This window comes from uncultured Martelella sp., from assembly GCF_963677965.2.
In the GTDB taxonomy this organism is placed as follows: Bacteria; Pseudomonadota; Alphaproteobacteria; order Rhizobiales; family Rhizobiaceae; genus Martelella; species Martelella mangrovi.
Genome location: NZ_CAXXFM010000001.1, coordinates 1,143,087 through 1,156,603 on the forward strand (window position 1 = coordinate 1,143,087; position 13,517 = coordinate 1,156,603).

Sequence of the window (13,517 nt, forward strand, 5' to 3'; positions counted from 1 at the left end):
TTAAAGGCCCGGATACCCCGGAGCCGGCCTTTAAAAAATCGGCATAAAATCTGACGATTGCAAGTGCACAAGTCCTGCGAAAGCGATTTTTCCTGATCTTACATTGCCGGGAAAATGACGGCGATCAAGGTGGCTTTGCGCCGCTGTAAAATGACCAAAAAGCAATTGAAATAAAAACACAAATTCCCGCACATACCCCTTGAAAAGGCCGCATTCCGGACCTTTCATTAAGGTGTGACCGGCAGCGCCCGTCGGCGCGTCCGATCATCCTGCCCGCAGCTTTTTTTGCGGCAAAGATTGGAGGCTCACAATGATCTCAACAACCATTTTTCCCGGACGTTATGTCCAGGGGTCCGATGCAATCAGCCAGCTCACTACGGAAATCGCCCGTCTCGGCAATTTCGCATTTGCGATCGTCGACAAGGGCGTGATGGCGCTGGTGCGCGATACCGTCAAGACCGACGACAAGGCGAAAATCGCCGTGGAGGCGTTCAACGGCGAATGCTCGGATGAGGAAATCGAACGCATTGGCAAGCGCGTGGCCGCGGAAGGGGCCAATGTCATTGCCGGGATCGGCGGCGGCAAGGCGCTCGACACCGCCAAGGCCGTCGCCCACGCCGCCGGCCTGCCGGTGGTGATCGTGCCGACGCTGGCCTCGACAGATGCGCCCTGCAGCGCGCTTTCGGTGATCTATACCGCCGAAGGGGCGTTCAAACGCTATCTGGTGCTGCCGAAAAACCCGGATGTGGTGCTGGTCGATACCACACTGGTGGTCGGCGCGCCGGTCCGCCTTTTCGTCGCCGGCATGGGCGATGCGCTTTCGACCTGGTTCGAGGCGGAAGACTGCAAACAGACCGGCAGCGCCAACATGACCGGCCGCGTCGGCTCGATGACGGCCTATGGTCTGGCCCGCATGTGTTTCGACACGCTGCTTGCCGATGGCGCGGCGGCCAAGGCGGCGGCCTCTCAGAAGATCGTGACACCGGAATTCGAGCGGATCGTGGAGGCCAATACGCTGCTGTCCGGTCTCGGTTTTGAAAGCGGCGGGCTTTCCGGCGCCCATGCGATCCACAATGGCCTGACCGCGCTTGAAGGTACGCACGGCTACTGGCATGGCGAAAAGGTCGCGATCGGCACCCAGTCGCTGTTGATGCTGACCAAACGCCCGCGCGAAATCGTCAATGCCGTCTATGGCTTCTGCGAAGCGATCGGCCTGCCGATGACGCTTGCCGATATCGGCATCGGCGATGCAACGGACGAGCAGTTGCTCGAAGTGGCAAAACTGGCCTGCGACCCGGCCGATACGATGGGCAATGTGCCCGGTTCGGTTACGCCCAAGGACGTGGTTGCCGCCATCAGGGCCGCTGACGCCGAAGGACGGGCCCGCAAGGCAAAACAGCTCGCCGCGTAAGACACGTCAAACGGAAAACGGCCGGGTTCTACACCCGGCCGTCAAGTTCTTTGACAAACCCTGTAAGCAATCACAGCTTCGCCTACACCCCCGCCGTCATTCCGGCCTTGAGCCGGAATCTAGTAAGGGCCAAGTCCTTGCGCGCAAAGACTCTTTCTGAAAGCACACAACAAGCGGCCCTGGATACCGGCTCAAGGCCGGTATGACGAAAGAACGAGGGACGAGCTTTGTCAGCAGTCTGAACGGCCGGGTTCTACGCCCGGTCGTCAAGACTTGATGCGTGCGCCATGGGTGAATACCGAAAATCCGTCGCCGCGTGCGCTTGCAACCAGCGTGATACCGGCTTTTTCCGCCGTCTCGACCGCAAGGGCCGTCGGCTGTGAAACCGCGATCAGCACCGGGGCACCGGCAATCGCCGCCTTCTGCACCATTTCGACGGAAAGCCGGCTGGTGACGACAAAGGCGCCGCGCCGGGCAGCCATCTGCTCACGGGCCAGCGCGCCGATGAGCTTGTCGAGCGCATTATGGCGGCCGACATCCTCACGCACCGCCGTCATGCCCTTGTCCGGACGATAAAAGCCCGCACCGTGCACGGCGCGGGTTTCGGCAAACAGCGGCTGGAGACCGGAAAGGGCGGTCATTGCCCGGTCGATGTCGTCGGCGGTCATTGAAAACCGATCATCTTCGACCGATGGAACCGGTCGCATGGCGGCTTCGATACCTTCCAGCCCGCACAGACCACAGCCGACGGGACCGGCCATGGAGCGGCGTCTTGCCGCCAGTTCGGCCGAGCGATCCTCCGCAAGCGCGATCTGCAGGTCAATTCCGGTCTCGAAGGCAACGATCTCGACCGACAAAATTTCGTCCGGATGCCGGATGATGCCCTCTGTAAGGCTGAAACCATAGGCAAAGTCGACAAGGTCGGCGGGTGTGGCCATCAGTACCGCATGGGACGAACCGCCATAGCTCATTGCCACGGCCGTTTCGGCGGCAAGTGCGGGTGGGCTGCCGGCGGTCTTCCGGCTGCCGACGGCAAACAGCGGCCGGCGCGCAAGCACGGCTGGCGGCACCCCCTCAGCCATTGCCGGCCACCGCCGGGCGCGACTTGCGCTCCCCTTCTTCCAGCATGGCGGCAATCAGCGCCAGCGATGATGAAAGCTCGATTTCCGACGAGGCGGCGAGCGCAACCCGAATGGCAGGCGCGGTGGGTTCCCGGCCTGAGCGGAACGAATTGCCCGCGGCAACCGCCACGCCGCGGTGGCGGGCGCGATCGACAAAGGCTGTCTCGTTGATCCCGCCCGGCAGCGGAATCCAGACATGCAGCGCACCGGGGGTGATGGCGCAGGCAACACCCGCAAGTTCCTTTTCGGCAATCGCCCGGCGGCGCTTCAACGCCATGCGCTGCCAGTTGACCAGCTCCATCGCCGTGCCGTCGACAATCCAGCGGCTGGCGATTTCCGCCATCACAGGCGTCGCGATCCAGTTGGCGGCAAGGTAACGATTGGAAACGGCGGCCGCGAACCGGTCGGGCGCGACCAGAAACCCGCATCTCAGACCCGGGATCGTGTTCTTGGAAAGATCGGTGATATAAAGCGTGCGTTCCGGCGCGAAGGCGGCGACCGGCGGCGGCCGGTTTTCCACCAGCGGTCCCAGCACATCGTTTTCGATGATCGCAAGATCATATCTGCGGGCAATCGCCGCAATCGCGCGTCTGCGCGGCGCACTCATCAGCGTTCCACGCGGACCGGCGGCCGAGGGCTGCAGGAAGATCGCCCGCAGCCGCTTGCGGGCGGCCAGCGCCTCCAGCGCAGACGGCAACAGCCCGTCGGCATCGACAGCGACCGGCTCGAGGTCAATGCCGAGATAGCTGCTGAGCGGCCTGACCATCGGGTGGGTCAGGTCTTCCGCCGCCAGCGCCGCGCCCGGCGGGGCGACACTCATGAAGGCTGCCGTCATCGCATCGCTGGACCCATTGGTCACCGTGATACCGTGATGCGGCACTTTCAGCCCGCAGGCCGCAAGCCAGTTGACGCCGGCCATGCGATAGCGCCGGAACAGCGCATTCGGGATCATCGAAAAGGCCATATCCGGCGGCATGGAACTGCCAAGTTCGGCGAAGGCGTTGCGAAACCGGCCGAGACTGCGACTTTCGCAGACCGGTTTCAGGATCGAGAGATCGACGACACCGGACGCGCCTTCGCTCAGATGCGGGCGTTCCGGCGCAGTCGACACCGATTTGACATAGGACCCGCGCCCGACTTCGCCAACCACCAGCCCCCTTCTGGAGAGTTCCTCATAGGCACGGCTGACGGTCTGGACGGAGATTTTCAGATCGGCCGCCATCTCGCGTTGCGGCGGCAAACGCATGCCGTCGACCAGCAGGCCATCACGGATGGCGCCGGCGATCTGCTCGGCAAGGGAAAGATAGGCCGGTCGTTTGATCAGCCTGGGATTGGGACGCCATTTGGTCATGTCCCATCGTGCGGCAAATCATATCAATTGACAATAGTCTGCCAGCGGTTTGCGCGCCGGACAGGTTTTCATACAAGCCGTTGAATCCCGTGTGGTCCTTACCGGTGGCAACCGAAGGATCAAGGACCATAGCACCCTCAAATCAGTGCAATTGGTCAAGACACTATCAACGCCGGAATCAGGTCCCGAGGCGGGTGATCTTGGTGCACAGCCAGTCGGCCAGTTTGAGCGAGGCGGCAGCAGCAGCCACCATCTGCGGCAGGGTCAGCCATTCAAGCGTCCAAGCCGCACCTGAGCGCTCCTGTTCATGCACCAGTGCCAGATGCATGGCCGAAAGCTGCGCCGCATTGAAGCGGGACAGCGACACCAGCACTTCCGCTGTTACCGGATTGCGTTTTCCCTCGATATCGGAAGATTCGCCACCGCCGGAAAGCTCGATTTCCTCGCCCATTTCGGCCAGAAGCGCGATATCGAGGCCGAACTTGCCGAGGCTGCCGGTAATCTGGGACATGGCCGAAGCGAATTCAGCCAGAACATTGCGCTGGTTCTGCCATTGCGGCGCATCGATCAGGCCGAGAAGATCGGCAAGCATTGCCCTGACCTCGACGGCCTGCTCCGGCAGGCGGTGCAGGGTTCCGACAGCGCCGCCGAACTGGACCGCGAACAACTGACTGTCGACACGCAGCAGGAACTGCCGCAGATAAAGCACCGGCTCGCGCCAGGCACGCAGGCGATCCGACACGGTGATCGGCATGGCTGGCTGCATGCGGGTGCGCCCCATCAGCGCGTTCTGGCCAAAGCGCGATTCGAGCGTATCCATGCGCTGGAACAGATGGTCCAGCCGGTCGATCAGCAGGGTCGAAACATCCGAAAGCCGCATCATCAGCGAGGTATCGATGACATCCTGACTGGTGGCGCCGAAATGGACATAATCAGCCGCGTCCGGCCCGACTTCCGCGCGCAACTGGCGCACGAGGTCCGGCACCACGATGCCGTCGCGCCCGGTCGCCTTCTTCAATGCGGCAATGTCGGGTGAAAACGTGGCGCAGACAGCGCCGATGCGCTCGGCCGCCGCTTCTGGAATGACACCGGCGCGGGCCTCGGCCTCTGCAAGCGCGGCCTCGAAGGCCAGCATCGCCCTGATTTCGGCATCGAGCGAAAAGAAGGCGGCAACCTCATCGTCGCCAACCAGACCCGAAAGCACAGGATGATCAAAAGCAGAATAACTCATGGATTGTGATCACTTGCTACCGACAGCGCGGGAAGACATCGCCCCTCCCGGCCGACACGAATACCGGGAAACCGGCATACTCGAACTGCCTCACCTTGCGACAATGGAAAGCCGAGTGCAAGAGCCCGGCCCGGTTTTCCCGGTCTCCACCCGTCAAAGAACAGGAAAATCGCAGCCGCGCCCGAGGTGGACCGGGCACAAAAAACCGGGCGATTTTCACCGCCCGGCTTCAAATTTCACATCAATGATGCGCGCCTTGTCAGGCGGCCAGATCGCGCAGAACGGTCTGCAGGATGCCGCCATTGTTGACGTAGGTGAGCTCGTCGAGCGTGTCGATGCGGCACAGGATCGGAACGTCCTTCACCGTACCGTCGGCGAAGGTCACCTTGGCAACCTTCTTTTCGCGCGGCTTGATATCGGCGAGGCCTTCGATGGTGACGGTTTCGTCGCCCTTCAGGCCGAGGCTTTCCCAGCTTGCACCGTCTTCGAAGGTGAACGGGATGACGCCCATGCCGACCAGGTTCGAGCGGTGGATACGCTCGTAGCTTTCGGCAATCACGGCGCGCACGCCCAAGAGGTTGGTGCCCTTGGCCGCCCAGTCACGCGAGGAGCCGTTGCCGTATTCGCCGCCGGCGAAGATGACCAGCGGAACGCCTTCCTTGCGGTATTCCATCGCCGCGTCGAAAATCGACATCTCTTCCTTGGACGGATAGTGGATGGTGTAGCCACCTTCCTTGCCGTTCGGGCCGAGCATGTGATTGCGGATGCGGATATTGGCGAAGGTGCCGCGCATCATCACTTCGTGATTGCCGCGCCGCGTGCCGTACTGGTTGAAGTCGGCAACCGCCACATCGTGACCCATCAGATATTCACCGGCAGGCGACTGCGCCTTGATCGAACCGGCCGGAGAAATGTGGTCGGTGGTGATTTTGTCGCCGAACAGACCGAGGATGCGGGCATCCTTGATATCGGAAACGGCCGTTGGCGTCTTGCCCATGCCGACGAAATAGGGCGGGTTCTGGACATAGGTCGAGTTGTCGTCCCAAGCATAGGTCTGGCCATCGGGAATCTGAACCGCCTGCCAGTTCTCGTCGCCCTTGAACACGTCGGCATATTTGCTTTCGTAAAGCTCGCGGGTGACGTATTTCTCGATCGTCTCCTGGACTTCCTTGGCCGACGGCCAGATGTCCTTGAGGTAGACCGGGTTGCCGTCCTTGTCCTCGCCGAGCGGCTCGGTGGTCAGGTCCTTGGTCACCGTGCCGGCCAGCGCATGGGCAACGACCAGCGGCGGAGAGGCCAGGTAGTTGGCCTGAACATCCGGCGAAATGCGGCCTTCGAAGTTACGGTTACCGGAGAGAACGCCGGCGGCAATCAGGCCCTTGTCGTTGATGGTCTTGGAGACCGGGCCCGGCAGCGGACCGGAATTGCCGATGCAGGTGGTGCAGCCGAAACCGACAAGGTTGAAGCCGAGCGCATCGAGATCGTCCTGAAGACCGGCCTTTTCCAGATATTCGGCAACGACCTGGGATCCGGGCGCCAGCGAGGTCTTGACCCACGGCTTGGTCTTCAGACCCTTGGCAACGGCGTTGCGGGCCAGAAGACCGGCGGCGATCAGCACGGACGGGTTGGAGGTGTTGGTGCACGACGTGATCGCGGCAATGGCGACATCGCCGTGGCCGAGGTCGTAATCCGTGCCCTCGACGGCGTAACGCTTGCCGAGGTCACCCTCTTCCTTGTTGTACATGTTGACCATCGCATCGGAAAAACCGGAGGCAATGTTTTCGAGCGCGATGCGGCCTTCCGGACGCTTCGGACCGGCCATCGACGGCACGACATCGCCGAGGTCGAGTTCCAGCGTGTCGGTGAAAACAAGCTCGTCGCCATCGCCTTCGCGGAACATGCCCTGTGCCTTGGTGTAGGCTTCAACCAGCGCGATACGGTCCTTGGTGCGGCCCGACATGTCGAGGTAGCGCAGCGTCTCGCCATCGACGGGGAAGAAGCCGCAGGTGGCGCCGTATTCCGGGCCCATATTGCCGATGGTGGCGCGGTCGGCGAGCGTCATCGAATCGAGGCCGTGGCCGTAGAATTCGACGAACTTGGAGACAACGCCCTTCTTGCGCAGCATCTGCACGACGGTGAGCACGAGGTCGGTCGCGGTGACACCTTCCTTCAGCTCGCCGGTCAGCTTGAAGCCGATGACTTCCGGCAGCAGCATGGAGACCGGCTGGCCGAGCATCGCCGCTTCGGCCTCGATACCGCCAACGCCCCAGCCGAGAACGCCGAGACCGTTGATCATGGTGGTGTGGCTGTCGGTGCCGACGCAGGTGTCGGGATAGGCGATTTCGGAGCCGTCTTCTTCCTTGGTCCAGACAGCCTGGCCAAGATATTCGAGGTTCACCTGATGACAGATGCCGGTGCCGGGGGGAACAACGCGGAAGTTCTTGAACGCCTGCTGGCCCCATTTCAGGAAGCGGTAGCGCTCGCCATTGCGCTTGTATTCATATTCGACATTGTGCGCGAAAGCCTGCGGCGTGCCGAATTCGTCAACAATGACCGAGTGGTCGATGACGAGGTCGACGGGAACCAGCGGATTGATCTTTTCCGGGTCGCCGCCGAGATTGACGATGCCGTCACGCATGGCCGCAAGGTCGACAACGGCGGGAACGCCGGTGAAGTCCTGCATCAGCACGCGGGCCGGACGATATGCGATTTCAGCACCCGCGGTGCCCTTGTCGTTGAGCCACTTGGCGACAGCGATAATGTCGTCTTTGGTGACCGAGCGGCCATCTTCGTTGCGAAGAAGGTTTTCCAGAAGCACCTTCATGGAGAAAGGAAGCTTCGAAACGCCTGCAAGCCCGTTTGCTTCGGCCTTGGGCAGGCTGAAGTAAACATACTCTTTTCCGTCCACATCGAGTGTGGAACGACATTCAAAACTGTCGAGTGATTTAGCCACGGATAAAACCCCGCTCATTCTGATTGGCCTCAACCAGCCGTGCGAACGCCTATGTACTTACGACATCAGGATGCGGGTGCGACCATTTCCGCTGTCCGCACGCGGGACATAATGCCCCAGGTTCGGCACAAGGATGTGTTTCACGCCGGCCGCTGGCGTGGTTGCGCATTGTATAGATAATTTCTAAGAAAGGTGCCAGATAAACAATGGTTGAAATTTAAATTTTTTTTATCAACCGACAAGTTACGGGGTCCGGCGGCCTTCGCCGAAGGGGTAATGATGGCATTGCGCATCGAGGCGGCAGGCCTTTCGGTAAGCCGGGGCGACATGCTGATCTTCAGTAATCTCGCGGTTTCGCTGCGCGCCGGCGAGAGCATAGTCTTCACCGGGGCGAACGGCGCAGGCAAATCAACGGCGCTGCGCGCGCTTTTGGGGCTGGTCGGGCCGACCGGCGGCACGGCGCTGTTTTTCGACAGTGATGATGCGGAAGGCCGGCCGCTTGCCCCTGCCGCCCATTATCTCGCCCACCAGAACGCCATGAAACCGGAACTGACGGCACGTGAAAACCTCGCCTTCTGGCAGAAGATGATGGGCGATTTTGCCGGTGGTACGGGGCGTGATATCGCCGAGGCCGCCGAGGCGATCGGGCTTTCCGGCACGCTCGACCTGCCCTTCGGCTATCTCTCGGCCGGCCAGAAACGGCGAATCGCCTTTGCCCGCCTTCTGGTGGCTCACCGGCCGGTCTGGCTGCTGGATGAGCCGACCGCCGCCCTCGACTCGGCCGCCAGAAAGACCCTGACCACGCTGATGAACGCACATCTCGGCGAAGGCGGCATCGTGATTGCCGCAACCCATGAGCCGCTCGGCCTTGCCAATCAGCAGGTGCTTGAATTTTCCGGGCCTCGGCATATCGGCGCCGACCCGTTTCTGGCGGAGGATTTTTAAGCCATGGGCGCGCTTTTCCTTCGCGATCTGGTTCTGTCCGTACGCGCCGGAGGCGGCGCGCTGGTCGGATTGCTGTTCTTCCTCTGCGTGGTTGCAACCGTGCCCTTCGGCGTCGGTCCGGACCTGGCGCTGCTCGCGCGAATCGGCCCGGCCATGGTCTGGATTGCAGTGCTGCTGTCGACGCTGATCGGCCTCGACCGGCTGTTTCGCAGCGAGCGCGATGACGGTTCGCTCGACCTTCTGAAGATGCAGGACGAACCGCTGGCGCTGATCGTTCTCGTCAAATGCCTGGCGCACTGGACCGCCTATGTGCTGCCGCTCGTCATTCTTTCGCCGGTCATGGGCCTTTTGATGAATGTCGGCCTTTCCGGCCTTGGCGCATCCTTCGTCACGCTGCTTGCCGGCTCGCCCGCCATCACCTTTATCGGGGCTGCGGGTGCGGCAATCGCGGTTTCGCTGCCGCGCGGCGGACTGCTGGTGCCGATCCTGATCCTGCCGCTGTCGATCCCCGTTCTGATTTTCGGCGTGGGGGCCAGCTATGCGGCGACCTCGGAAATCGAGGCGTTTCTGCCGCCTTTCCTGATCCTCGTCGCGCTCACGCTTTTTTTTGCCGTTGTCGGGCCGCTTGCCGCCAGCCTGGCCTTGCGTCAGGGTGACGATTGAGCGAAACCCGATAGGAGCAACAGGGATGGATTGCTGCGATGAATGAGATGAAGCCAAAGGTGGGCATGATTGCGGGGCTTGCAAACCCGACCCGGTTTCTTTCCCTTGTCGGCCGCATCCTGCCGTTCATGATCGCAATCACGCTGGTGCTGTTTGTCGTCGGCCTCTGTCTCGCCTTTACCTCCGAAGCCGATTACCAGCAGGGCAATACGGTGCGCATCATGTATATTCATGTGCCGGCGGCCTGGCTTGCGATGATGTGCTACATGGTGATGGCGGTGGCAGCGCTCGGCACGCTGGTCTGGCGTCATCCGCTGGCCGATGTCGCCCACAAGGCCGCAGCCCCCATTGGCGCGGCATTTACCTTTCTGGCGCTTCTGACCGGCTCGCTCTGGGGCAAGCCGATGTGGGGCGCGTGGTGGGTGTGGGATGCGCGGCTGACCTCGGTGTTCATCCTGTTCCTGATGTATCTCGGCATCATCGCGCTCAACCGGGCGGTGGATGAGCCGCAGCGCGCCGCACGGCTTTCGGCGATCCTGATTCTCGTCGGCGTCGTCAACATCCCGATCATCAAGTTTTCCGTCGACTGGTGGAACACGCTGCATCAGCCGGCAAGCGTGATCCGCCTCGACGGCCCGACCATCGATCCGGTTTTCCTGTGGCCGCTGGCGGTCATGGCGCTCGCCTATACTTTTGCCTTCTTCACCATGCATCTTGTTGCCATGCGTAACGAAATCTACCGCCGCCGCGTTGCCGCCATGCGCCGGGTGGCCGCCAGCCGGGCCGAAGCGCCGGTCGCACGGCGCGAGCCGAGGACGCAATGATGAGCCACACCTTCTTCATTTCCGCAGCCTATGGCGCAACGGCACTGGTCTTTGCCGGCCTCGTCGCCTGGCTGATGCTGGATGGACGCGCCCGCAAACGCGAACTTGCCGCCTTCGAAAAGGCCGGCGCCAGACGGCGCAGCGCGGGAAAACGATGATGAGCGATGACGGCGACGAAAAACGGGGCTCGGGAAAGCGCCGCACCCTGATGGCGGCCCTGCCGCTGATCGTGGTTGCCGCCCTGTTCGCCGTTTTCGGCTGGCAGATCCTGTTTGGCCGCGATCCTTCGGAAATTCCCTCCGTGCTGATCGGAAAACAGGCGCCCGCACTCAACCTGCCGCCGCTTGAGGGCAGCAATCGCCCGGCGCTCACCAGCGCGGAAATCGCGGGCAAGTTCACCCTCGTCAACGTGTTCGCGTCGTGGTGTGTGCCCTGCCGGCAGGAGCATCCGTTCCTGATGGAGCTTTCCGAAAACCCCGACGTCAACGTCGTCGGCATCAACTACAAGGACAATCCCGACAACGCCCTGCGGTTTCTTGGCGAACTCGGCAATCCCTATTCCGCCATCGGAGTCGACAAGCGCGGCGCGGCCGTCATCGACTGGGGCGTCTATGGCGTGCCCGAAACCTTCGTGGTCGGACCCGACGGCACGATCATCTTCAAGAAGGTCGGCCCGATCGACCCCGCATCCTATGCAAAGGACATCCTGCCGGTCATCAACCGCACCATCGGCCCGGCCTCGCGGCTGATGAACTGAGACACAGACCGCAACACATGCTCTGCCGTCACCCCGGCTCAAGGCCGGGATGACGGTGGTTTGGAAACGTGCCGGCAAAACGACCGCAGATACAGCGAAGCCGAAACCCGCTTACCCCTCGTCCTTCTTTTCCTCGCCGAGCGGTTCGGTGGAATGGCGCATGATCAGCGGCATCTGGGCCAGCGTGAAGGCAATGGTGATCGGCATGGTGGCCCAGACCTTGAAATTGACCCAGGCATCGGCGGAGAAATTGCGCCAGACAACCTCGTTCAGGATCGCCAGAAACACGAAAAACAGGCCCCATCTGAGCGTCAGCTTGCGCCAGCCCTCGTCATCGAGCTTGAAGGCGGAATGAAACACATAGCCGAGCAGCGAACGGCCGAAGAGAAGTCCGCCGAGCAGCACGGCGGCGAACAAGCCGTTGACGATGGTCGGCTTCATCTTGATGAAGGTCTCGTCCTGCAGCCAGATCGACAGCGCGCCGAACACCATCACCACGACGCCGGAGACCAGCGGCATGATCGGAATATTGCCCATGACGATGCGCGAGGCGATCAGCGAAATCACTGTGGCCGCCATGAACAGTGCGGTTGCCACCAGAAGCGGCGAGCCGATGGGTGCGAGCACCGGAAATGTCCTCATCAGCCATTCGCCGCGCAGATTGGCAAAGAAGAAGATCAGCAACGGACCAAGCTCGAAGACAAGCTTCAGGAAAGGTTCTTCCTTCTGTTCGGTCGTCAGTTTTTCGGTGGGTTCGCTCATGACCTGTCGTTTCTTGTGCGTGGGATCGTCGGCTCATATCATATGGGGGCGGCGTTCCTTCAACCCCAATAACGGCTATTTTACGGGCGCAACCGCCCATCAGGCCTGTTCTTCTTCCGTGGTTCCGGCAATCGCCTGGGCAAATTCTTCCGCCTCGAACGGTTCGAGATCGTCGATCCCCTCGCCGACGCCGATGAAATAGACCGGCAATTTGTGTTTGGCGGCAATCGCCACCAGAATGCCGCCGCGCGCCGTACCGTCGAGCTTGGTCATCACAAGGCCGGAGACGCCGGCGATATTGCGGAAGATTTCCACCTGGTTCATGGCGTTCTGGCCGGTGGTGGCATCGAGCGTCTGCAACACGGTATGCGGCGCGTCGGGATCGAGCTTGCCGAGCACGCGAACGATCTTGGCCAGTTCGTCCATCAGTTCTGCCTTGTTCTGCAACCGGCCCGCCGTGTCGATGATGACGACGTCGGAGCCGTTTTCCTGACCGCGTTTGAAGGCGTCATAGGCAAGGCCGGCGGCATCTGCCCCCAGTTTCGTGCCGACGAAATCGGCCCCGGTGCGGTCGGCCCAGATCTTCAGCTGTTCGATGGCAGCGGCGCGGAATGTGTCGCCGGCCCCCAGCGTCACCTTCAGGCCCGCGCCCGTCAGCTTGGCGGCAAGCTTGCCGATGGTGGTGGTCTTGCCGGTACCGTTGACGCCGACCACGAGAATGACATGCGGCTTTTTCGAAAGATCGAGCGCCAGCGGCTTTGCCACAGGGCCCAGCACCTTGGTGATCTCGCCCGCCATGATCCGGGAGACATCCGTGCCGGTCACATCGCGGCCATAGCGTTCCGATGACAGCGTATCGGTGATGCGCATGGCGGTTTCAACGCCGAGATCGGCCTGGATCAGCAGGTCTTCCAGTTCTTCCAGCGCTTCCTCATCGAGCTTGCGCTTGGTGAACAGGGCTGCGATCTGACCGGAAAGCTGCTGCGAAGTGCGAAACAGACCGGCCTTCAGCCGCTGGAACCAGGAGAGCCGTTTGGCCGGCTGCGACGGTACGGCTTCCGGCTTTGCGCCGCTGGTGATTTCGAAGCCACGATTTTTCGGTGCGGCAGGGTCAGGTTGTTGTTCCGCTTCCGGCAATGCTTCGGCAGCTGGTTCGTCCACCGCAGGCTCCTCAACCGCGGGCGGAGCCTCGGGCGCGGTCGGGGTTTCGGCGGCAGGCTCTTCCGGGGTCGCGGGCTCTTCCGGTTCACTCTGCGATGGACCGACAACACCGCCGACAATGCTGTCATCGTCCCACGGGTCCGCGCTTTCGACCTCGGTGACGGTTTCGGCAGGCGCTTCCGGTTCCGGCGTTGCGGCTTCGGGCGCCTCGGTCTCGTCTTCCGGCAGGACGGTCTGCTCATCCTTCGGCGCGTCCTTTTTGCCGAAGGTGAAGACGTTTTTCATGAAGCCGAGGGCCATGGGAATAATTTCCTGTTCTTGCCGTTTGCGGTTCTTTA

The 13,517-nt window shown here is 61.8% G+C and carries 12 protein-coding genes; 6 read left to right on the plus strand and 6 right to left on the minus strand.

The window, feature by feature from the left end:
• The first annotated feature begins 310 nt into the window (after positions 1-310).
• Complete coding sequence (locus ACHZCU_RS05485; protein ID WP_319517978.1) at positions 311-1,411, plus strand: glycerol dehydrogenase; 1,101 nt, start codon at positions 311-313, stop codon at positions 1,409-1,411.
• Between the two features lie 266 nt (positions 1,412-1,677).
• Here the strand turns inward: ACHZCU_RS05485 and fdhD are convergent, their stop codons facing one another.
• The 4 genes from fdhD to acnA form a co-directional block, all read right to left on the minus strand.
• Positions 1,678-2,493 carry a formate dehydrogenase accessory sulfurtransferase FdhD gene (gene fdhD / locus ACHZCU_RS05490; protein ID WP_319517979.1) on the minus strand — a complete coding sequence of 272 codons (816 nt, stop codon included), beginning with the start codon at positions 2,491-2,493 and terminating at the stop codon, positions 1,678-1,680.
• Entirely contained in the window at positions 2,486-3,883 is a 1,398-nt protein-coding gene (locus tag ACHZCU_RS05495; protein ID WP_319517980.1) for a PLP-dependent aminotransferase family protein, read from the minus strand. Before ACHZCU_RS05495 ends, fdhD begins: the two co-directional genes overlap by 8 nt.
• A gap of 178 nt (positions 3,884-4,061) precedes the next feature.
• Positions 4,062-5,114 (minus strand): 3-carboxy-cis,cis-muconate cycloisomerase, encoded by a 1,053-nt coding sequence (locus ACHZCU_RS05500; RefSeq protein WP_106308498.1) that lies wholly within the window; start codon positions 5,112-5,114, stop codon positions 4,062-4,064.
• Positions 5,115-5,373: 259 nt separating this feature from the next.
• Positions 5,374-8,067 carry an aconitate hydratase AcnA gene (gene acnA / locus ACHZCU_RS05505; protein ID WP_319517981.1) on the minus strand — a complete coding sequence of 898 codons (2,694 nt, stop codon included), beginning with the start codon at positions 8,065-8,067 and terminating at the stop codon, positions 5,374-5,376.
• Between the two features lie 285 nt (positions 8,068-8,352).
• Between acnA and ccmA the strand changes: the two genes are divergently transcribed.
• From ccmA to ACHZCU_RS05530, 5 genes are read left to right on the plus strand one after another with little or no spacing between them, the layout of a single operon-like run.
• Positions 8,353-9,012, plus strand: a complete 660-nt coding sequence (gene ccmA, locus ACHZCU_RS05510; RefSeq protein ID WP_319519747.1) for a heme ABC exporter ATP-binding protein CcmA — start codon at positions 8,353-8,355, stop codon at positions 9,010-9,012.
• 3 nt (positions 9,013-9,015) lie between these two features.
• Positions 9,016-9,675, plus strand: a complete 660-nt coding sequence (gene ccmB, locus ACHZCU_RS05515; RefSeq protein WP_319517982.1) for a heme exporter protein CcmB — start codon at positions 9,016-9,018, stop codon at positions 9,673-9,675.
• Positions 9,676-9,713: 38 nt separating this feature from the next.
• A complete protein-coding gene (locus ACHZCU_RS05520) occupies positions 9,714-10,499 on the plus strand; it encodes a heme ABC transporter permease (protein WP_319517983.1) in 786 nt (261 codons plus the stop codon).
• Positions 10,499-10,657 (plus strand): heme exporter protein CcmD, encoded by a 159-nt coding sequence (gene ccmD / locus ACHZCU_RS05525; protein WP_319517984.1) that lies wholly within the window; start codon positions 10,499-10,501, stop codon positions 10,655-10,657. Before ACHZCU_RS05520 ends, ccmD begins: the two co-directional genes overlap by 1 nt.
• Entirely contained in the window at positions 10,654-11,256 is a 603-nt protein-coding gene (locus tag ACHZCU_RS05530; RefSeq protein WP_319517985.1) for a DsbE family thiol:disulfide interchange protein, read from the plus strand. Before ccmD ends, ACHZCU_RS05530 begins: the two co-directional genes overlap by 4 nt.
• A 111-nt stretch (positions 11,257-11,367) precedes the next feature.
• Here ACHZCU_RS05530 and ACHZCU_RS05535 read toward each other — a convergent pair whose 3' ends face one another.
• Both ACHZCU_RS05535 and ftsY read right to left on the minus strand, forming a co-directional pair.
• A complete protein-coding gene (locus ACHZCU_RS05535) occupies positions 11,368-12,018 on the minus strand; it encodes a septation protein A (protein ID WP_319517986.1) in 651 nt (216 codons plus the stop codon).
• A gap of 99 nt (positions 12,019-12,117) precedes the next feature.
• A complete protein-coding gene (gene ftsY, locus ACHZCU_RS05540; protein WP_319517987.1) occupies positions 12,118-13,479 on the minus strand; it encodes a signal recognition particle-docking protein FtsY in 1,362 nt (453 codons plus the stop codon).
• Between the last annotated feature and the right edge of the window lie 38 nt (positions 13,480-13,517).